An 18,767-nucleotide genomic window follows, 5' to 3' on the forward strand; every position below is an offset into this window, starting at 1 on the left:
GCAGTGCACGGCATGTTGAGGGTCATTGGAATGCGCTCAGTGAAACTCCGGGGAGCGCAGTCTAGGGAGCCGGTACCCTGTGAAAAATGGCGTCGCCGGCATCCCAGGCGTGCGTCCGGCGCACGCCTGCCGATGTCAGCGGTGAGCGTCCTCGGCGCGCTCGCACATGGTCTTGATCGAGCGGCGCAGCCACTGGTGCGCGGCATCGTTGTCCAGCCGCGGATGCCAGGCCTGCACGATGGCCGCGGTACGCACCGGGATCGGTAGCGGGAACAGGCGCAACGGCAGGCGCATGCTGACGATCCGCTCCAGCATCACGCTTGGCATCTGCGGCAGGATCAGGTCCGATTCGGCCGCCGCGAAGATCGCACCATGGAAGGTCGGGCTGATCAGCGCCACGCGGCGCTGCAGGCCGAGCGTAGCCAGGTCATCGTCGATCGGCCCACGTGGCAGGCCACGGCGCGACACCGCGATGTGGTCGCACGCGGCAAAGCGCTCGGCACTGATCTCCTCGTCGAACAGGGGATGGTCCTCGCGCGCGGCGCCCATGAACGAGGTACTGAACAGGTTCTGCACCTTGGTGTCGGGCGCGTGCTTGCCGGCGGTGCTGATGTACAGGTCGATCCGGCCCTGCGCCATCGCATCGTCGTCGGTATCGCCTTCGGGCACGAAGCGCAGCACCGCGCGCGGCGCCTGCTGGCGGAACAGTTCACGCAGGCGTCCGCCGAATCCGCCGATGAAGACATCATTGGCGCGGACATTGAAGGTACGCTCCAGGGTGCGCAGGTCGATCTCGCGACCGGCATTGAAGACGCGGTGGGCCTGCTCGATCACGTCGCGGACCTGCTCACGCAACTGCAGGGCGCGGGGCGTGGGCGCCAGCCCGCGGCCGGCACGCACCAGCACCGGGTCACCCAGGGCGGTGCGGATCCGGCCCAGGGTACGGCTCATCGCTGGCGCGCTCAGGTTCATCCGCCGCGCGGCGGCAGCCACGCTGCATTCGTCGATCAGCACATCCAGTGCCAGCAACAGGTTCAGGTCCGGCAGGGGCATGACAGTCTCCAGTGGAGCATTCTCCAGTAAGCCGGATGACTCTACGGCACTCCTGGCCTCCATGGATTGCGTCTGACGCATTCATTGACTGCCGCGCACGGCATGGGTGCGCGCGATGACATCGGCGACCATCCCCGGCCTGCAAAGGAGACATCCATGTTCAATACCCTGCTGGTCGCCCTGGACGGTGGCCCCCAGCACGCGCGCGTGCTGGACCTGGCCGCGGCCATTGCCGGCCCCCGCAGCCGCCTGCACCTGCTGTGCGTGCTCGATCCCGAATTCGCGCTGGCCGCCGATGCCAGCGAAGCCGACCGCATCGAGTACCCGGAAGCCGCCCGCCAGCGCTCCCGCGCCGAGGCGGTGCTGGCCGAAGCCCTGGCCGAACTGCGCGAGCGCGGCGTCGATGCCATCGCGCAGATCCCCTCCGGCGACCCCGGCGAAGTCATCAGCGACCAGGCCAGGCGGCTGAAGTGCGACCTGATCGTGATCGGCCACCGCCACCTGTCCCGGCTGGAACGCCTGTTCGAACCCTCGATCGGGCAATGGACCATCGATCACGCCCCCTGCCCCGTGCTGGTGGAAACCCGCGACCCACAACCCTAGCTGCCATGGCCTCCCGTTCCCCCTTGTTTCCCACCCGGGTCAGCTACCGTGCCTTCGGCCGCCAGTTCGGCCGTGGCGAGCAGGCGCTGCTGGCGGCGATACGCCAGCTGCGTGACCCCGATCTCGTGGCCGATGGACTCGCACAGCTGAGCGGCCTCGGCCTTGATCCTGAAGGCTGCGACGCGTTCATCAACCTGCTGCCACTGCTGGCCGCGCCCGCGGCACCGATCGACCTGCTGCCCGCCGGCTCTCCCTTCATTGCCGCCAGCGAACTGGACCTGCTGGTCTGCCTGCTGCGCATCGCCCAGTGGCGGCATGCACGGCCCCGCGAAGACGACACGCTGGCACCACTGCGGCAGCAGCTGGCACGCTGTGCTGTCGCTGTGCAGGCAGCGAAACTGCCGTTGCGACAGCGATCATTGTCACCTGTCGGGCTGAGGCTGCTCGATCCCACCGGCTGGCTGCGGCAACGATGACCCGGCCACACCGCCCATGTGCAATCACGCACAGGGACCGGGCACCTGGCGCGCTCAGCAATCCATCCTGCCGTGCGAACTGCCTTCGTCGTCGAGCACGTGTGCATGCAGGATCACCTGGTTGCGACCAGCCCGTTTGGCGGCATACAGGCCGGCATCGGCATCCGCCAGCAACTGATCGGCACTGGCCAGCGCCGGCGGATGCAGGTAGCCGACGCCGATGCTGATACTGACCGACCCTTCCGGCAGTGGCAGCGCCGCCACCGCCTCGCGCAGGCGCTCGGCCAGCGCCAGCACACCCGACAGCGGGCTTCCAGGCACGATCACTGCGAATTCCTCGCCGCCATAGCGGGCGACACTGTCACCAGCGCGGCCGGCACTGATCTTCAGGACCGTGGCCACGGCCTGCAGGCAGCGGTCCCCGGCCGGATGTCCGTGGCGGTCGTTGAAGACCTTGAAATGGTCGATGTCCAGCAACAGCAGGCCCAGCTCGCTGCCGCTGCGCCGCGCACGGTTCCATTCCGCCAGCAGCAGCGCATCGAACTCGCGCCGGTTGGCCACGCCGGTCAGGCCATCCTGCCGTGCCAGCTGGTCCAGCGCTGCCTGCCGTTCCATCAGGTCCACCTGCAGCAGGATGCTGCGCACGCCGAAGCCCAGCGTTGCCACCACGAAGCCGGTGACCGCCAATGGTCGCGCGTGGTCGACCACCAGCGTCCCGACCACCAGCAGCAGCAGCGGCAGGATCATCGGGCCGGCCGCCTGCACCGTGCGTGCCAGCCGTGGATGCAGCACGAAGCTCGGCGCAGGCGCCCGGCTCAGCGCCAGCAGTGCCAGCAGCAGGAACGGCAGATCGATCAGCAGGTCGTTGTAGGCACCGAACGACTGCTCCTCGGTGTAGTGGTTGATGTAGTACGCCACCAGCAGGTACACGACGGCGTACATCGCCAGCGCACGGAAGAAGTTGCGCCGCTCCGGAACGTCGCCGACCAGCCAGCGCACCACAGCGAACGCCGCAATGCACAGGTTCTGGATGTCGAACATGCGCTGCATGTTGGCCATCGCGTGGTCATCAACATCGATGCGGGCGGCGAACGATTGCGCGTGCACGAAGAACAGCACACCCAGCAGCGCGGCCATGGCCGCGTCGATCAGGCTGATGCTCAGCCGTTCGCGGCGTGCGCGGGCCAGGATGAACACCAGCGGCACACCGTAAAGCACATACAGGAACAGACTGACCTGCGGCGTGACATCGGCACGGCCCGCGCCCAGCGCATCGACCATGTTGAAGGCCATGCCTCCGCCCCACAGCAGCAGGGCCAGCGCGGTGGCGCGCCACCCAAGCGCGGCGCCATCGCGGCGGGCCCGCCACAGGCAGGCGGCAGCGGCCAGCAGCGGGGCGCCGGTCAGGAACACGAACGAACCCGCACCGACGGGCCCCGGCCACATGGCCAGGACCAGGCCGTGGCACAGCACATACAGCAGCGCCAGCACTACCGGCATGCATCCCCCGATCAGCAAGGCCGTATGGGCGCACGATAGCCCCGCCCGCGCCACAGCGGCGTGATCCACTGCTGCAAGACGACACTCCGCGTGCACCGCCATGGTAGCGCCGGCCGCTGGCCGGCAATCCCAGGGAATCACAGGGCTGCAGGTTGCCGGCCAGCGGCCGGCACTACCGGAAAGCCTTCAGCCGTGCAGGGCGCGGGCGTGGTGCGCGACGTGCTCGCCGATGAAGCTGGCGATGAAATAGTAGCTGTGGTCGTAACCCGGCTGCAGGCGCAGGGTCAGCGGGTGGTTGGCGGCATCGCAGGCCTGCTGCAGGCGCTCGGGTTGCAGCTGGGCCTGCAGGAATTCATCGGCATCACCCTGGTCGACCAGCAGCGGCAGGCGCTCGCTGGCGGTCGTCAGCAGCGCGCAGGCATCCCACTGCGCCCAGTCGACCGGGTTGTCCCCCAGATACGCGTGGAACGCCTTCTGCCCCCACGGTACATGGCTGGGCGCGACGATCGGTGAGAACGCCGACACGCTGCGGTAGCGCCCCGGGTTGCGCAGTGCGATCACCAGCGCACCATGGCCGCCCATCGAGTGGCCGCTGATGCCACGCGCATCGGTGACCGGGAAATGCGCCTCGATCAGTGCCGGCAGCTCCTGTGCCACGTAGTCGTGCATGCGGTAGTGCTTCGCCCACGGTGCACGGGTGGCATTGAGGTAGAACCCCGCCCCCTTGCCCAGGTCATAGCCCTCGGCATCAGCCACGTCATCGCCGCGCGGGCTGGTATCAGGCGCAACGATGATCACGCCGTGCTCGGCCGCATAGCGCTGCGCACCGGCCTTGGTGATGAAATTCTGCTCGGTGCAGGTCAGGCCGCTCAGCCAGTACAGCACCGGCAACGTCTGCGTTTCCGCCTGCGGCGGCAGGTACACGGCGAACTGCATGTCGCAGCCCAGCGTGGTGGAATGATGGCGGTAGACGTCCTGCCAGCCGCCGGAACAGGCGCGGTGTTCAATGCGTTCCATGGTGCTCTCCTGCGCGGCGCGTCAGCGCACGCGTGCTTCTGGTAGATGCCGACCTTGGTCGGCTTATCCACGCGCGGCGTGGATGCCTTTGTTGATCCGTTCATCCAGCTGCGCCAGCAGGCGCAGCAACGACTCGACGTCAGGCTGGCCATCAAGATTGCGCCAGGCCGCCACGGCCACATCGCTGCGCGGCGGCCACTGCCCGACCGCGCGCGCCTCGTAGAGGCGCGGCAGGAATACCTGCGCAAGCCACTGCTCGAATGGCATGCCATCGTCGCTGCCGAAGGCCGAGGTCACCGCACGCGGTGGCCCCACCTCGCCCACTACCCAGCCCAGCGCACGCAACGCCTGCTCGATCGGGGCCACCAGGGCCGCGCGCGGGTCTTCCGCACGCGGCCGGCGCAGGGCATCCAGCCAGCCCACGACGTGGCTCAGTAATGGACCACCGAACGGATCGACTTGCCTTCATGCATCAGGTCGAAGGCTTCGTTGATCTTGTCCAGGTCCATGGTGTGGGTGACGAACGGGGCCAGTTCGATGTCGCCCTTCATCGCGTCTTCCACCATGCCCGGCAGTTGGCTGCGACCCTTCACGCCACCGAAGGCGGTGCCCATCCACTTGCGCCCGGTCACCAGCTGGAACGGACGGGTGGAGATCTCCTGGCCCGAACCGGCCACGCCGATCACCACGCTCTGGCCCCAGCCACGGTGCGCGCATTCCAACGCCGCGCGCATCACGTTGACGTTGCCGATGCACTCGAAGCTGTGGTCCACGCCCCAGGTGGTCATCTCGACGATGACCTGCTGGATCGGCTTGTCGTAGTCCTTCGGGTTGATGCAGTCGGTGGCACCGAATTCGCGCGCCAGCTCGAACTTGGACGGATTGGTGTCCACCGCGATGATGCGGCCGGCCTTGGCCTGACGCGCGCCCTGGATCACCGCCAGGCCGATGCCGCCCAGGCCGAACACGGCCACGCTGTCGCCTTCCTGCACCTTGGCGGTGTTGTGTACCGCGCCGATGCCGGTGGTGACGCCGCAACCGAGCAGGCAGACGTGCTCCGGGTTCGCGTCCGGATTGATCTTGGCCAGTGAGACCTCGGCCACCACGGTGTACTCGCTGAAGGTCGAGCAGCCCATGTAGTGGTACAGCGGCTCGCCGTTGTAGCTGAAGCGGCTGGTGCCATCGGGCATCACGCCCTTGCCCTGGGTGGCGCGCACCGACACGCACAGGTTGGTCTTGCCGCTCTTGCAGAACAGGCACTCGCCGCATTCGGCGGTGTACAGCGGAATCACGTGGTCGCCCGGCTTCACGCTGGTCACGCCCTCGCCCACTTCCACTACGATGCCGGCGCCTTCATGGCCGAGCACCACCGGGAACAGGCCTTCCGGATCATCGCCGGACAGGGTGAACGCATCGGTGTGGCAGACACCGGTATGGGTGATCTTCACCAGCACCTCGCCCTTCTTCGGCGGGGCGACGTCGATCTCGACGATCTGCAGCGACTGGCCGGGACCAAAGGCGACGGCGGCACGGGACTTCATGGTGGATTCTCCAGGAAAACAAGTGAAACAGGATGCGCGGCGCAACGTTGCGCCAACGTTTACTTCAGGTACGAGCGGATCAACGCGCTCATGTCGCGCACGCGTTCGGCGCGTTGTTCGTCGGAGGCTGCGGGTTGCCCGAACTCCTCGCGCAGATGGGCTTCCATCACCTCGGACATCAGGCCGTTGACCGCGCCACGGATGGCGGCGATCTGCTGCAGCACCGGCCCGCAGTCGGCACCGGCTTCCAGCGCGCGGTCCAGCGCATCGCACTGGCCGCGGATGCGGCGCACGCGGGCCAGGACCTTCTTTTTCTCCTCGGGGGAGTGCGGCATGGCGAAGCCACCTCGGAACTATACTGGGGGATAGTATACACACCCGATTTCCGGGCTCAATCCCGGGGCATCAGTCGAACATGCCCTGAGCCGCCAGCCGCGCAAGTTCATCCACCACATAGCGCACCTTCGGCCGCAGGTGGCGGGTCGGTGGCCACAGCGCATGGATGTCGATATGCCGCTGCATGTCTGCGTCCAGCACCGACTGCAGCGCGCCGGATTCCAGATGACGGCGCACCAGTGAGATGGGCATCTGGCAGATGCCCAGCCCGGCGATGGCCGCGTCGATCACCGCGTCACCGTCGTTGAGCTGGTAGGCCGCATTCGGAATGAAGGTTCCTTCCGCATCATCGCTGCCGATCCGCCACGCCACCGGCTGGCCGTGGCGGAAGCCGACGATGCTGCGGTGCTGTGCCAGTTCCTCAACGGTGTGCGGGGTGCCATGTGCGTGCAGGTACGCCGGCGATGCACAGGTGACCAGCCGCTGGCGCCCCAGCCGGCGTGCCACCAGATGCTCGGCCTGGTGCAGCCCACCGAAGCGGATCAGCAGGTCGATGCCTTCCTCAACGGGATCGATGAAGTGATCGGTGAAGGTCATCGTCAACTGCAGGTCCGGGTACTGCCGGCACAGCCGCAGCAGCACCGGCAGCACCACCAGCCGCCCGAACGAGGACGGCATGTCGATGCGCAGCCGCCCGCTGGGCAGTCCGGCCGACCCCAGACAGGCCTCGGCCGCGGAAATCTCTTCCAGCGCCGCAGCGCAGGAGGCGTAGTACGCCTCGCCGTCGCTGGTCAGCGCGATGCGCCGCGTGGTGCGGTGGAACAGGCGCACACCCAGCCGCGTTTCCAACCGCGCGATGGCCTTGCCCACCGCCGAACGCGAGATGCCCAGTGCGTCGGCGGCTTCGGTGAAGCTGCCCGAGCGGGCCGTGGTAACGAAGGTCACCAGGCCGTTCAAGGATTCCAGTGGCAACATCTTTCACGCTCCATTAGGGACAAATAGTCCCGCTCGATGGGAAATCGAAGCGCTTTATGCATTCGCATGTCAACACCATCCTGTGTCCATCGCGCCGCTGGCGCCTCCCCCGCACCGAGATGACCGATATGACTGCCGCCCTCTTCCGCCCGTTCGACCTGTCAGGAACCGCCCTGCGCAACCGCATCGCGATGGCCCCGATGACCCGCGCCCGCAACCCCGGCGTCGTGGCCAACGAACTGACCGCCCAGTACTACCGGCAGCGTGCCAGCGCCGGCCTGATCATCAGCGAAGGCACCCCGGTCTCGCCGCAGGGCCAGGGTTACATCGACGTGCCGGGTATCTGGTCGGCCGAGCAGGTGGCCGGGTGGACACTGGTCACCGAGGCGGTGCATGCCGCTCAGGGCACGATCTTTGCCCAGCTCTGGCACGTCGGCCGCATGTCGCATGCCTCACTGCAGCCCGATGGTGGGCAACCGGTCAGCGCCGGCACGCGCCCGGTGGCCAGCGCACCAAAGAACACCTCGTTCGTCTATCTGGAAGACGGCAGCCGCGGCCACGCCGATCCCACCCCGGCACGTGCACTGGCCACCGACGAGATCCCCGGCATCATTGCCGACTTCGCACGGGGCGCCGACAACGCGATCAGCGCCGGCTTCGACGGCATCGAGCTGCATGCGGCCAACGGCTACCTGTTCGAGCAGTTCCTCAACCCGCTCATCAACGAACGCGATGATCGCTACGGCGGCTCGCTGCCCAATCGCGCGCGGCTGATCCTGGAGACGGTCGATGCCATGGCCGAACGCATCGGTGCGCATCGCATCGGCGTGCGCCTGGCACCGAACAACCTCACCTTTGACATGCCGTTCTATTCCGGCAACGAAGCCACCTATCTGTACCTTGCCGAGGAACTGGGCAAGCGCGGGCTGGCCTACGTGCACCTCAATGACAACCAGCAGGCGGGGCAGCCGGCGCTGGGCGAGGCGTTCCTGCAACAGTTCAAGCAGGCCTACGGTGGCACCGTGATCCTGGCCGGTGGCATGACCCGCGAACGCGCCCAGCAGCTGGTCGACGCGGGCACCATCGACCTGGCCGCGTTCGGCCAGCCGTTCATCGCCAACCCGGATCTGGTCGAACGCCTTCAGCGCGACGTCGCGCTGGCCACGCCCGACCGCAGCACCTATTACGGTGGCGGTGAGGCGGGCTACCTCGATTACCCGAGCGCACAGTAGAGCCACGCCGTGCGCCGATGCGGGCGTACACTGCCCACCCGCATCCACCGGATCTGACCATGGATACGCCCACCGCAGCGTTCATCGTCAACCTCGATGTCCCCGATCTCGCCGTTGCCGAAGACTTCTACATCCGAGCCTTCGGCCTGCGCATCGGCCGCCGTCTCGGCCCGGGCGCGGTGGAACTGCTCGGTGGGCCAGCGCCGCTGTACCTGCTGCAGAACGAGGCCGGCAGCGCCGCCACCGAAGACGGCGACGTGCGCGACTACGAGCGCCATTGGACGCCGCTGCACCTGGACTGGGTGGTGAATGACATCGAAGCGGCGCTGGTACGAGCGGTTGCGGCCGGGGCGACGCTCGAGCAGTCCGTGCGCGAGCGTCGCTGGGGGCACATCGCCGTGCTGGCCGATCCGTTCGGCCACGGCTTCTGCCTGATCCAGTTCAGCGCTGAAGGCTACGACGCGCTGGTCGAATGACCGGCGCCACGTTCACCACGGCAACGGCACCGCTTCGCCGTTGGCGCGCTCGCCGTAGTACAGCGACGGCAGCAGGCGCGAGAGGAAACTGAACTCCGTGTAGCAATGCTTGAGCAGGCCCAGGCCGACCGCATCGCCGGCATCGCAGCGTGGATCGACGCTGTCCAGGCCGAGCACGAAGCGGCTGCGCAGCACACAGCCAAACGGCGTATCACGCGCCACGTGCAGCATCTGCCCGTCGCAGGGATCAGCGTTTGCATCCAGGCGGACATGGTCGCCGAAGCCGATGCGCGCGGCGATCACCGCCGATACATCGCCTGCATCCTGTGCCGCCTGCAGGCGCTCGGGCACCAGCAACGTGCGCGGGTCATGGAACTTCAGACGCGCCGCCACCGGCGGAATGTCGGCCAGCGATTCCACCGCATGGATGCTGGCACCGTGGTAGCTGCGTCCGCGCTGCCAGGCCGCGTCCCAGCCGCGGTGCTCGACATGATCGACCGGATGCCACCAGCGGATGTGCTGGGTGGTCTCGAAGAAGGTGAACCACCAGTCCAGCATGCGGCCCTTGCAGCCATGCAGATCGGTGCGCACCGCCACCGTCAGGGTGCCGTCTTCGCGGCGCTGGATACCGGTCTCCAGGCGCATCGGTGCCGGGTCGAGCAGATCGTGGTGGTCCAGCCAGGCGCGGGCGTTCACAGCGGTATCCATCGGGGTCTCCTGCGGTGTCGGGAGACCCGACAATACGGAAACGCTATTCGTTTCGCAATTGTCCGGATGCGCTAAGATGGGCGCAATGAACAGCACCACCCTGCCCGAGCCACCTCCACCAACCCGCCGCCGCGGCCGCCCTGCGCGACCGGAAGCCGAAGTGCGCCACGCCGTGCTGCAGGCCACGCTGGAGCTGCTGCTGGCGCAGGGTTACGAGGCCACCACCATCGAAGCGGTGGCGGCGCACGCCGGGGTGGCGAAGAAGACCGTGTACCGCCACGCCAGCAACCGCGAGGAACTGGTCGGGTTGGCGGTGCGCGAGTGGACCGACGGCTTCGCGCCGCAGCTGCAGCGCGATGCGCACGACGCCGATGAGGTGTTGCCGTTGCTGCAGGACATCCTGCAGGCGGTGTGTGCACAGGCGCTGTCGGCGCAGGCCGTGCAGGTGTTCCGGCTGCTGGCCACCGATTTCCCCGGCAAGCAGGCGCTGCTGCAGGCCTATCTGGACAACGGCATCGAACGCGGCCGTGCGCTGCTGGCTGACTGGCTGGCGCGCCAGCAACAGCGCGGGCTGCTGCGCGAGGGAGACCCGGTGCGCCTGGCGCGGCTGCTGCTGGCGATGGCCGTGGCCGAGCCACTGCGCGAACGCGTGATCGGTGTGGTGGCCGAGGATGCGCCGGTGGACGTGCATCTGGGTGAGTGCATGGCGTTGTTGGGGCCGGTGTTGCAGGCGCCGTAGTCAACCAGTAAGCCGCAGCTGTGTGCCACGCATTCAGGCGAAGCGGCCTCGCAGGGCTCTTTGCAATTTCTTGTATGGCCTGCTGGAAAGACTGCAGGGATTATCCGTGGTCGATCTCTTTGGCGCGGTCACATGCGATTTCTTTTTTCCGAACTCTGCAATCTCCTGGGACAACGAATCGATAGCGATCCGGTCCTTTCCATTGCCGAACGCATCGGAGCGAAGGCACCAAAACCAACCTCCTTCGCGTACTCCAACTCTGTTGGCGAGATGTCTCACCGCCCCACGGGCCTGGAAATCAGCTGGAGTCACGAGGTTCTCGCACCCGAATACTATCCACCCCGGAAATCGGGCCGCCACTTCGTCTGCTGGGTAGACTCGATCTGGTTTGATCCGGCAACAGTAGACAACCTGCCTTTGCAGTTGTCTCCGACCTCCCTCGCTGAGGATTTGGTTGAGGCGGCTCCTCAACTCATTGTCGAGGATATGCCCAAGAGAACGGCCGCGATGCTCACAACTCGTCCAGACTGCGTGCTTGCCCTCCCCAGCACGCCTCGGCGCTGGCAGATCAAGCTTGCACAGATGCACCGCTACTCCTTGCCAGGTTACGCTGCGGCTGGAAATGATCGTCCAGAGCAGAATGCCAATTCAGACAGGTGGGAATATTGGGATCAGGCTACCGCCTTCTTTCTCCACTGGTGCATTCTCAGAGGCTTCGCAAGCGAACGACATACCTGTGATCACGTCGCAGAAATCCAGAATCTACATCAGCAGCGCATGTCCGTGATGGACTACATCCGTGCGAACTGTTTTGAAGGCGAGCTGTGGAGCTGGGATATCCGCGAGCCCGTGCGCCATTTTACCTACATCTACTTTCATGCTCTCTGCAATCGCAACTCAGCACATCCTGGAATTGGAAGACCGGACAGGTGCCATCCCAACGACGATCTGAGCGCGGTGGTGAACCACCTGTCGAAGTGCGGGGTACCAAACGTAGATGACGAATGGCGGCTGTTCCGCCATTTCTCAACGATGCTGGACGCACGCTGGAAGGACTATCTTCTGACAGGACTTCAGACAGAAGTAAGCCGCCGCCAGACCGTCCAGCTCACGGCAATGTATCGGAAGATGGTGGACAGCCTCTCCGCGACCTCTGAACTGTCGTAGAAGTCCGAGTATTTATCGCCCCCCACGTATTGCGCGGAGATTCCTGGAGAGGCATCCACGCATGGCGTGGATCTACTGGTCTGGTCCTGGTGGACGCCATCCCGGTGGGTGCCGACCGTTGGTCGGCACGCCCGCAGCAATTCACTCGCGCAGCATATCCACGAACGCGCGCAGCGCGCCCGGCATCTGCCGCTGCTTCGGGTAGTACAGTGCAAACCCGGCGAACGGTTCGCTCCAGTCTTCCAGCACCGCCACCATCTGCCCGGATTCGATGTACGGCCGCGCCGTATCTTCCAGCACATAGGCCAGGCCGATGCCATCGAGCACCGCGCCGACCACGGTGCCCTGCTCACCCAGCGTCAGCCGCCCCGGCACGTCGATTTCCAGCGCCTGCCCAGCGCGCTCGAACTGCCACTTGTACAGATGCCCGCTGGCGAAGCGGAAGCGGATGCACTCATGCATGGCCAGGTCACGCGGATGCTGCGGGGCCGGACGTCGGCGCAGGTAGTCCGGCGATCCGACAATCAGCCCGCGCAGCGGCGGTCCCATCGGCACTGCCACCATGTCCTCGGGCACGAACTCGTGCAGGCGCACGCCGGCGTCGTAACCCTCGGCGACGATGTCGACCAGGCCGTCGTTCTCGGTCAGCTCCACCCGCACGTCGGGATGGGTGTGCAGGAAGCGCGCCAGCCGTGGTCCCAGCTGTGTCGCTACCGCCGCACGGGTGGCATTGATGCGCAGCAGGCCCGCCGGCGCGGCGCGGAACTGGTTCATCTCCTCCAGCGCGTCATGCACCTGGCCCAGCGCGGGCTGCAGGCGTTCCAGCAGGCGCTGCCCGGCCTCGGTCAGGGCCACGCTGCGGGTGGTGCGATGGAACAGGCCCACGCCCAACCGTTCTTCCAGCGCGCGGATCGCATAGCTCACCGCCGAGGTCGACAGTGCCAGCTCGGCGCCGGCACGGCGGAAGCTGCGGTGACGGGCGACCGCAGCGAACGCGGCCAGGTGGGTAAGATTGTCAGTGGCCATGATTGTGCAGTTCCACTTGATGAATCATGCCGATATCCGCGCTTTTTGCCGCTGGGTACGGGGCGTATTGTAAAGCGCCTTTCGACAAACCCTGCCAAGGATTCCCCATGTCCCTCGCCCGTGGTTACGCCGCCCATTCACATACCGACCCGCTGATTCCGTACGAGTTCGAACGCCGCGCGGTCGGCCCGGACGATGTGCGCATCGAGATCCTCTACAGCGGCATCTGCCACTCCGACCTGCACCAGGCCCGCGACGACTGGGGTGGCTCGATCTACCCGATGGTGCCGGGCCACGAGATCATCGGCCGCGTGACCGAGGTCGGCAGCAACGTCACCCGCTTCAAGGTTGGCGACCACGCCGGCGTGGGCTGCATGGTCGACTCCTGCCGCCACTGCGACGCCTGCGAGCACGACCTGGAGCAGTACTGCGCCGAAGGCGCGACCTGGACCTACAACGGCCGTGAACGCGAAAGCGGTGCGCCGACCTACGGCGGCTATTCCGACCACGTAGTGGTCGAACAGCGCTTCGTGGTGAAGGTGTCCGAAACGCTGGACCTGAAGGCCGCCGCCCCGCTGCTGTGCGCCGGCATCACCACCTGGTCGCCGCTGCGCCACTGGAAGGTCGGCCCGGGCCAGAAGGTCGGCGTGATCGGCCTGGGTGGCCTCGGCCACATGGGCGTGAAGTTCGCCAAGGCGCTCGGCGCGCACGTGGTGATGATCACCACCACGCCGGAAAAGGGTGCCGACGCCAAGCGCCTGGGCGCCGATGACGTGCTGGTCTCGCGCGATGCCGCGCAGATGAAGGCGCACGCCGGCAGCTTCGACTTCCTGCTCAACACCATCCCGGTCGGCCATGACACCAACCCGTACATGGGCCTGCTCAAGCGCGAGGCCACCATGTGCCTGGTTGGCGTGCTGACCGAGCTGGACCCGCCGTTGACCGGCGGCAGCGTGATCTTCGGCCGCAAGCACCTGACCGGCTCGGCGATCGGCGGCATGGCCGAAACCCAGGAAATGATGGACTTCTGTGCCGAGCACGGCATCGTCAGCGACGTCGAGATGATCGACATCAAGAACGTCAACGAAGCCTGGGAACGCATGGCGAAGAACGATGTGCGCTACCGCTTCGTGATCGACATGGCGACGATGAAGAACGCCGCCTGATCGATCGGCGGCGGTGAACGAAGAACCCCGGCACTGCCGGGGTTTCTTTTTGGTCGTGCGCTGGGCATGACGAAGGTCAAGGAAGCGGCCAGCGCGGGGGCGCAGACTCGCTGCATGGCCCGCCTGCCCTCCCCTTCGATGCTGATGCGTGCGCCGCACCGGCTGCTGTTCTTCATCGGTGCCAGCAACCTGCTGCTGGCGATGCTGTGGTGGGCCTTGTGGCTGGGCGCATTGCGCGGGTTGTGGACACCGCAGCCACCGCCGCTGCCACCGGCCTGGCTGCACGCGCTGCTGATGCAGTATCTGGTGCTGCCCAGTTTCATCTTCGGCTTCCTGCTCACTGTGTTCCCGCGCTGGATGGGGCAACCCGAGCTGCCACGCAGCCGTTATGCGCCGGTCGGTATCGGGCTGTTTGGCGGGCAGGCGCTGCTGATTGCCGCCGCCTGCGGGTGGACAGCCGGGCTGTGGCCTGGCCTGCTGCTGGCAATGGCCGGCTGGAGCGCCGGGTTGATCGTGCTGGGACGCGTGCTCCAGGCCGCCGGCCCCAACCGTAACTGGCATGCGCGCGCCTGCTATGCGGCACTGCTGCTGGGCTGGCTGGGGCTGCTGATGTTCATGGCGGTGGTGCGCGGCCACGCCACGCTGATGCCGGTCACTGTGGCACTCGGCACCTTCGGCCTGCTGCTGCCGGTCTACCTCACCGTCGCGCATCGGATGATCCCGTTCTTCGCCAACAACGTGGTGGACGGCTATGTGGCGTGGCGGCCGCTGCGCTGGCTGGCCGCGATGTGGACCCTGCTGATGTTGCGCCTGCTGTTGAGCGCGTTGCAGATCGATAACGCGCTGTGGCTTGCCGATGCACCGCTGCTGGTGCTTTCGTTGCAGGCGCTATGGCACTGGTGGCCGCGCGGGCCGATGCCTGGCCTGCTTGCCACCCTGTTCCTGGCGCTGGCGTGGCTGCCGATCAGCTTCGCGCTGTATCTGCTGCAGGACATCGGTCATCTGTTCGGCCATCCGCAGCTGCTCGGCCGCGCGCCGCTGCATGCCCTCGCCGTGGGCCTGTTCGGCAGCCTGCTGGTGGCGATGGTGACCCGGGTCACCCAGGGCCATTCCGGGCGGCCGCTGGTGATGCCGGCAGTGGCCTGGTTCGCGTTCGTCGCGCTGCAGGCGGTGGCGATCATGCGCATCCTCGCCGAGCTGATGCCCGATGCCTATGCATGGCATTTCGCCGCCGCCATCGGTTGGCTGCTGGCACTGGCCCCATGGGTGGCGCGGCTGGGCTGGATCTACCTGAGCCCTCGGCGCGACGGCAAGCCGGGCTGACATCAACGCCGGGCATGACCCGGCACGCAGCCCTCATCGGTAACGCCAGGCCATGCCCGGCGTCCAGAACAATCCACTCAGTACGCGAACTCGCGGAACACCGGATCGACGTCGCCGTGCCAGCGGCCATGGAACAGCGCCAGCTTGCGCTCGGCCGGGGTCAGGCCGGACTCGACGATCTCCTGCAGCACGTCCAGGAACTTGCTCTCGTCCTGGCCGTCGGCATTGCGCGCCGCGCGGCGCTTGAGGCCTTCGACGGAAATCTTCACGGCCTCGCGGGCCAGGTCGCGCACGCTGCCAGTGCGGAACGGCAGATTCATCGCATGCTTCGGCACGCCGTCGCGCAGTGCATGGCGCTCGGCCAGGGTGAAATCACGCACCAGGTCCCAGGCGGCATCCAGCGCGGTGTCGTCGTACAGCAGGCCCACCCAGAACGCCGGCAGCGCACACAGGCGGCTCCACGGGCCGCCGTCGGCGCCGCGCATTTCCAGGTACTTCTTCAAACGCACTTCCGGGAACGCGGTGGTCATGTGGTCCGACCAGTCGCGCAGCGTCGGCAGCGCACCCGGCAGCACCGGCAGCTTGGCCTGCATGAAATCGCGGAAGCTCTGCCCGCTGGCATCGTGGTAGATGCCATCGCGGTAGGAGAAATACATCGGCACATCGAGCAGGTAATCGACATAGCGCTCGTAACCGAAGCCATCCTCGAACACGAAGTCGAGCATGCCGGTGCGGTCAGCATCGGTGTCGGTCCAGATGTGCGAGCGGTAGCTCAGGTAGCCGTTCGGCTTGCCTTCGGTGAACGGCGAATCGGCGAACAGCGCGGTGGCGATCGGCTGCAGTGCCAGCGATACGCGGAACTTCTTCACCATGTCCGCTTCGGTGGCGTAGTCCAGGTTCACCTGCACCGTGCAGGTGCGGGTCATCATGTCCAGGCCGAGCGAGCCGACCTTGGGCATGTACGAGCGCATGATCTTGTAGCGGCCCTTCGGCATCCACGGCATCTCATCGCGCTTCCACTTCGGCTGGAAGCCCATGCCGAGGAAACCCAGCTGCAGTTCGCCGGCCACCTGCGCCACTTCATTGAGGTGGGTGCCAGTCTCCACGCAGGTCTGGTGGATGGTCTCCAGCGCCGCTCCGGACAGTTCCAACTGACCGGCCGGTTCCAGCGTCACCGAGGCCCCATCGCGCAGCAGGGCGATGGTGTTGCCGTTCTCCTGCACCGGCTCCCAGCCGAAGCGGACCAGGCCGTTGAGCAGCGCTTCGATGCCACGCTCGCCCTCGAAGGTCGGCGGCCGCAGGTCATCCAGGCGGAATCCGAACTTCTCGTGCTCGGTACCAATGCGCCACTGCGCGCGGGGCTTTTCGCCGGAGGCGATCACCTCCACCAGCTGCGAGCGGTCGGTAATGGGGGTATCGGCGACGTGACTGGGGCTCGACAAGGGGAAGGCTCGCTGGACAGTGGCAGGGGATGTGGGGCCCGGGGCCTTCCATCGCAAGGGCGCACTATAGCGTGGCACCCCGTTGCGTCATGCGACGGTGACGGGTTTCAGCATCCTACCGACGCCCTCTTGACCCTCGTACACTCAAGGTCATGAGCCGCCATTCACGACACCCCGAACTGCACCGCTCCGAGCGCGTCGGCTGGCTGCGCGCCGCCGTGCTGGGCGCCAACGACGGCATCGTCTCGGTGGCAGGCCTGGTGGTCGGCGTGGCTGCCAGCGGCGCCTCGGCTGCGACCATCCTGGCCACCGGCGTGGCGGGCACCGTGGCCGGCGCGATGTCGATGGCTGCCGGCGAGTATGTCTCGGTGCAGACCCAGGCCGACACCGAAGACGCCGACCTGGCGATGGAAAAGCGCGAACTGCACGAAGATCCTCACAGCGAGCTGGAAGAGCTGGCTGCGATCTACCGCCACCGTGGCCTGGAGCCGGCGCTGGCACGGCAGGTGGCCGAACAGCTCACCGCCCACGACGCACTGGGCGCCCACGCCCGCGACGAGCTGGGCATCACCGATACCCTGCGCGCCCGCCCTCTGCAGGCAGCGCTGGCCTCGGCCGGCGCCTTCACCTGCGGTGCGGCACTGCCGGTGCTGACCGCGCTGCTCGCACCGGTCGACAAGGTCGCGATGATGACCACCGCCAGCACCCTGCTCGGCCTGTGCCTGACCGGCGCGATGGCGGCCCAGGCCGGCGGCGCACCGCCGGTACGCGGCGCGATCCGGGTGATGTTCTGGGGCGCGTTGGCGATGGCCGCCGCCGCCGGTGTCGGTCGCCTGCTCGGCGCACACGTGATATGACCGCCATGCTGCCCCCGGCCACCGCACTGCTGGCCGAGATGGCCAGCCTGGCCGGCTGCGCACGCGCCGAAGGTTATGCGTGCATCACCGCCCGTCGCGAGCATGGCGCCAGCTCGGTGGAGATTCCGCAACCGCAGTTCGCGATCCTGCTGGAAGGCCGCAAGCAGGTGCGTACCGCACACCAGTCTCTGGAGTTCGTTCCCGGCGATATCCTGCTGCTGACCCAGCGTTGCCGCATCGATGTGGTCAACAGCCCCGACCCACGCAGCGGCCGTTACCTCAGCGCCATCGTGCCGCTGTGTGCCGAAGTGCTGGCAGCCGCACGCACGCTGTGGAGCGAGGAGCTTCCCGCCCCGGGCCAGGCGATGGCGCGACTGCCGTTGATCGACCATGGCACAGTGCTGCGCCAGTGGCGGCAATCGCTGCAGGACGGCCGTTACAGTGAAGCACGATTGGCCCTGACCTCGCTGGTGCTGACCCTGTGCCGGCAGGGCCACGGCAATCTTCTGCTGCCGCAGGCGCCGAGCCTGGGCGAACAGATCCGCGACCGCATCGCCGCCGAACCGGCCCGCGATTGGCAATCACGCGATGTGGAAGAGCAGTTCGCACTGAGCGGAGCAACCCTGCGCCGTCGTCTCGCTGCCGAGGACACCAGCCTGCGCCAGCTGCTCACCGAGGCGCGGCTGGCGCATGGCATGCAGCTGCTCTACACCACCGACCTGCCGCTGAAGACCGTGGCAGCGCGCGCAGGCTACCGGTCTGCGGCGAGTTTCAGCAAGCGCTTCGCCGAGCAGTACGGACTGGCTCCCACAGACATCTGAGAGTGTTCGGCAGGGCTGCGCCCTGCACCCGCAGAGGCAACGGCAACGGCAACGGCAACAGCCGAAGCAACAGCAACAGCAACAGCGGGCTATCCGTGGGATGGCGGGGCGGTGTGGGTGGGCAGGACACGCCGTAAACCCTTCCCTGGGGGCTCGATGGCGCCATCCATGGCGCCAACGGTCCTGCCCACCCACACCGCCCCACCTCTGACAGATCTTCGCGGCTGTTGGTAGGTGTCGACCTTGGTCGACACATCTGTCAGAGATCGAATGAATTTCTGGGGTCAGATCCGTTTTCCTACGGAAAGC

At 66.8% G+C, this 18,767-nt stretch carries 20 protein-coding genes; 10 read left to right on the plus strand and 10 right to left on the minus strand.

Annotation, left to right across the window (positions count from 1 at the left end):
• Positions 1–135: 135 nt before the first annotated feature.
• The gene (locus EZ304_RS07775) at positions 136–1,053 is read right to left on the minus strand and encodes a LysR family transcriptional regulator (protein ID WP_099552019.1); all 918 of its coding nucleotides are present in this window, start codon (positions 1,051–1,053) and stop codon (positions 136–138) included.
• A 156-nt stretch (positions 1,054–1,209) separates the two neighbouring features.
• Between EZ304_RS07775 and EZ304_RS07780 the strand changes: the two genes are divergently transcribed.
• The gene (locus EZ304_RS07780; RefSeq protein ID WP_043400104.1) at positions 1,210–1,656 is read left to right on the plus strand and encodes a universal stress protein; all 447 of its coding nucleotides are present in this window, start codon (positions 1,210–1,212) and stop codon (positions 1,654–1,656) included.
• A 5-nt stretch (positions 1,657–1,661) separates the two neighbouring features.
• The gene (locus tag EZ304_RS07785; protein ID WP_099552020.1) at positions 1,662–2,132 is read left to right on the plus strand and encodes a hypothetical protein; all 471 of its coding nucleotides are present in this window, start codon (positions 1,662–1,664) and stop codon (positions 2,130–2,132) included.
• 54 nt (positions 2,133–2,186) lie between these two features.
• Here the strand turns inward: EZ304_RS07785 and EZ304_RS07790 are convergent, their stop codons facing one another.
• The 6 genes from EZ304_RS07790 to EZ304_RS07815 all read right to left on the minus strand — a co-directional run bounded on the left by EZ304_RS07790 (position 2,187) and on the right by EZ304_RS07815 (position 7,501).
• Positions 2,187–3,632 carry a GGDEF domain-containing protein gene (locus EZ304_RS07790; RefSeq protein ID WP_142806725.1) on the minus strand — a complete coding sequence of 482 codons (1,446 nt, stop codon included), beginning with the start codon at positions 3,630–3,632 and terminating at the stop codon, positions 2,187–2,189.
• A gap of 186 nt (positions 3,633–3,818) precedes the next feature.
• Complete coding sequence (gene fghA / locus EZ304_RS07795; protein WP_142806726.1) at positions 3,819–4,649, minus strand: S-formylglutathione hydrolase; 831 nt, start codon at positions 4,647–4,649, stop codon at positions 3,819–3,821.
• A gap of 63 nt (positions 4,650–4,712) precedes the next feature.
• The gene (locus EZ304_RS07800; protein WP_142806727.1) at positions 4,713–5,072 is read right to left on the minus strand and encodes a YqcC family protein; all 360 of its coding nucleotides are present in this window, start codon (positions 5,070–5,072) and stop codon (positions 4,713–4,715) included.
• Between the two features lie 8 nt (positions 5,073–5,080).
• A complete protein-coding gene (locus tag EZ304_RS07805; protein ID WP_142806728.1) occupies positions 5,081–6,190 on the minus strand; it encodes an S-(hydroxymethyl)glutathione dehydrogenase/class III alcohol dehydrogenase in 1,110 nt (369 codons plus the stop codon).
• A 59-nt stretch (positions 6,191–6,249) separates the two neighbouring features.
• Positions 6,250–6,525, minus strand: coding sequence for a formaldehyde-responsive transcriptional repressor FrmR (gene frmR, locus EZ304_RS07810; protein ID WP_005411009.1), 276 nt, complete (start codon positions 6,523–6,525; stop codon positions 6,250–6,252).
• A gap of 70 nt (positions 6,526–6,595) precedes the next feature.
• A complete protein-coding gene (locus EZ304_RS07815) occupies positions 6,596–7,501 on the minus strand; it encodes a LysR family transcriptional regulator (protein ID WP_142806729.1) in 906 nt (301 codons plus the stop codon).
• Between the two features lie 128 nt (positions 7,502–7,629).
• On the opposite strand from EZ304_RS07815, the gene EZ304_RS07820 reads away from it, so the two are divergent.
• Together EZ304_RS07820 and EZ304_RS07825 are read left to right on the plus strand one after the other, a co-directional pair.
• The gene (locus EZ304_RS07820; protein WP_142806730.1) at positions 7,630–8,733 is read left to right on the plus strand and encodes an alkene reductase; all 1,104 of its coding nucleotides are present in this window, start codon (positions 7,630–7,632) and stop codon (positions 8,731–8,733) included.
• A 59-nt stretch (positions 8,734–8,792) separates the two neighbouring features.
• Positions 8,793–9,209, plus strand: coding sequence for a VOC family protein (locus tag EZ304_RS07825; protein WP_142806731.1), 417 nt, complete (start codon positions 8,793–8,795; stop codon positions 9,207–9,209).
• A gap of 12 nt (positions 9,210–9,221) precedes the next feature.
• On the opposite strand, the gene EZ304_RS07830 is transcribed toward EZ304_RS07825, so the two are convergent.
• The gene (locus EZ304_RS07830) at positions 9,222–9,917 is read right to left on the minus strand and encodes a DAPG hydrolase family protein (RefSeq protein WP_142806732.1); all 696 of its coding nucleotides are present in this window, start codon (positions 9,915–9,917) and stop codon (positions 9,222–9,224) included.
• Positions 9,918–9,993: 76 nt separating this feature from the next.
• On the opposite strand from EZ304_RS07830, the gene EZ304_RS07835 reads away from it, so the two are divergent.
• Positions 9,994–10,656 (plus strand): TetR/AcrR family transcriptional regulator, encoded by a 663-nt coding sequence (locus EZ304_RS07835; protein ID WP_142806733.1) that lies wholly within the window; start codon positions 9,994–9,996, stop codon positions 10,654–10,656.
• Between the two features lie 132 nt (positions 10,657–10,788).
• The gene (locus EZ304_RS07840) at positions 10,789–11,823 is read left to right on the plus strand and encodes a hypothetical protein (protein ID WP_142806734.1); all 1,035 of its coding nucleotides are present in this window, start codon (positions 10,789–10,791) and stop codon (positions 11,821–11,823) included.
• Positions 11,824–11,964: 141 nt separating this feature from the next.
• Here EZ304_RS07840 and EZ304_RS07845 read toward each other — a convergent pair whose 3' ends face one another.
• The gene (locus EZ304_RS07845; protein ID WP_099552028.1) at positions 11,965–12,849 is read right to left on the minus strand and encodes a LysR family transcriptional regulator; all 885 of its coding nucleotides are present in this window, start codon (positions 12,847–12,849) and stop codon (positions 11,965–11,967) included.
• Positions 12,850–12,956: 107 nt separating this feature from the next.
• Here EZ304_RS07845 and EZ304_RS07850 point away from each other — a divergent pair, with 107 nt between their 5' ends.
• Positions 12,957–14,015, plus strand: coding sequence for an NAD(P)-dependent alcohol dehydrogenase (locus EZ304_RS07850; RefSeq protein WP_142806735.1), 1,059 nt, complete (start codon positions 12,957–12,959; stop codon positions 14,013–14,015).
• A 66-nt stretch (positions 14,016–14,081) separates the two neighbouring features.
• Positions 14,082–15,338 (plus strand): NnrS family protein, encoded by a 1,257-nt coding sequence (locus EZ304_RS07855; RefSeq protein WP_142806736.1) that lies wholly within the window; start codon positions 14,082–14,084, stop codon positions 15,336–15,338.
• 77 nt (positions 15,339–15,415) lie between these two features.
• Here EZ304_RS07855 and EZ304_RS07860 read toward each other — a convergent pair whose 3' ends face one another.
• A complete protein-coding gene (locus EZ304_RS07860; protein WP_126929544.1) occupies positions 15,416–16,780 on the minus strand; it encodes a glutamate--cysteine ligase in 1,365 nt (454 codons plus the stop codon).
• Between the two features lie 152 nt (positions 16,781–16,932).
• On the opposite strand from EZ304_RS07860, the gene EZ304_RS07865 reads away from it, so the two are divergent.
• Both EZ304_RS07865 and EZ304_RS07870 read left to right on the plus strand, forming a co-directional pair.
• A complete protein-coding gene (locus EZ304_RS07865) occupies positions 16,933–17,637 on the plus strand; it encodes a VIT1/CCC1 transporter family protein (RefSeq protein WP_142806737.1) in 705 nt (234 codons plus the stop codon).
• Positions 17,634–18,458, plus strand: coding sequence for a helix-turn-helix transcriptional regulator (locus EZ304_RS07870; RefSeq protein WP_142806738.1), 825 nt, complete (start codon positions 17,634–17,636; stop codon positions 18,456–18,458). The genes EZ304_RS07865 and EZ304_RS07870 overlap by 4 nt, the downstream gene beginning before the upstream one ends.
• Positions 18,459–18,767: the final 309 nt, after the last annotated feature.

The sequence above is a fragment of the Stenotrophomonas maltophilia genome, from assembly GCF_006974125.1.
Classification (GTDB): domain Bacteria; phylum Pseudomonadota; class Gammaproteobacteria; order Xanthomonadales; family Xanthomonadaceae; genus Stenotrophomonas; species Stenotrophomonas maltophilia_O.

Bases quoted from the DNA above. Each gene is read 5' to 3' on its own strand.
- EZ304_RS07775 (WP_099552019.1), bottom strand. From the start codon at position 1,053: ATGCCCCTGCCGGACCTGAACCTGTTGCTGGCACTGGATGTGCTGATC.
- EZ304_RS07780 (WP_043400104.1), top strand. From the start codon at position 1,210: ATGTTCAATACCCTGCTGGTCGCCCTGGACGGTGGCCCCCAGCACGCG.
- EZ304_RS07785 (WP_099552020.1), top strand. From the start codon at position 1,662: ATGGCCTCCCGTTCCCCCTTGTTTCCCACCCGGGTCAGCTACCGTGCC.
- EZ304_RS07790 (WP_142806725.1), bottom strand. From the start codon at position 3,632: ATGCCGGTAGTGCTGGCGCTGCTGTATGTGCTGTGCCACGGCCTGGTC.
- fghA (WP_142806726.1), bottom strand. From the start codon at position 4,649: ATGGAACGCATTGAACACCGCGCCTGTTCCGGCGGCTGGCAGGACGTC.
- EZ304_RS07805 (WP_142806728.1), bottom strand. From the start codon at position 6,190: ATGAAGTCCCGTGCCGCCGTCGCCTTTGGTCCCGGCCAGTCGCTGCAG.
- frmR (WP_005411009.1), bottom strand. From the start codon at position 6,525: ATGCCGCACTCCCCCGAGGAGAAAAAGAAGGTCCTGGCCCGCGTGCGC.
- EZ304_RS07815 (WP_142806729.1), bottom strand. From the start codon at position 7,501: ATGTTGCCACTGGAATCCTTGAACGGCCTGGTGACCTTCGTTACCACG.
- EZ304_RS07820 (WP_142806730.1), top strand. From the start codon at position 7,630: ATGACTGCCGCCCTCTTCCGCCCGTTCGACCTGTCAGGAACCGCCCTG.
- EZ304_RS07825 (WP_142806731.1), top strand. From the start codon at position 8,793: ATGGATACGCCCACCGCAGCGTTCATCGTCAACCTCGATGTCCCCGAT.
- EZ304_RS07830 (WP_142806732.1), bottom strand. From the start codon at position 9,917: ATGGATACCGCTGTGAACGCCCGCGCCTGGCTGGACCACCACGATCTG.
- EZ304_RS07835 (WP_142806733.1), top strand. From the start codon at position 9,994: ATGGGCGCAATGAACAGCACCACCCTGCCCGAGCCACCTCCACCAACC.
- EZ304_RS07840 (WP_142806734.1), top strand. From the start codon at position 10,789: ATGCGATTTCTTTTTTCCGAACTCTGCAATCTCCTGGGACAACGAATC.
- EZ304_RS07845 (WP_099552028.1), bottom strand. From the start codon at position 12,849: ATGGCCACTGACAATCTTACCCACCTGGCCGCGTTCGCTGCGGTCGCC.
- EZ304_RS07850 (WP_142806735.1), top strand. From the start codon at position 12,957: ATGTCCCTCGCCCGTGGTTACGCCGCCCATTCACATACCGACCCGCTG.
- EZ304_RS07855 (WP_142806736.1), top strand. From the start codon at position 14,082: ATGACGAAGGTCAAGGAAGCGGCCAGCGCGGGGGCGCAGACTCGCTGC.
- EZ304_RS07865 (WP_142806737.1), top strand. From the start codon at position 16,933: ATGAGCCGCCATTCACGACACCCCGAACTGCACCGCTCCGAGCGCGTC.
- EZ304_RS07870 (WP_142806738.1), top strand. From the start codon at position 17,634: ATGACCGCCATGCTGCCCCCGGCCACCGCACTGCTGGCCGAGATGGCC.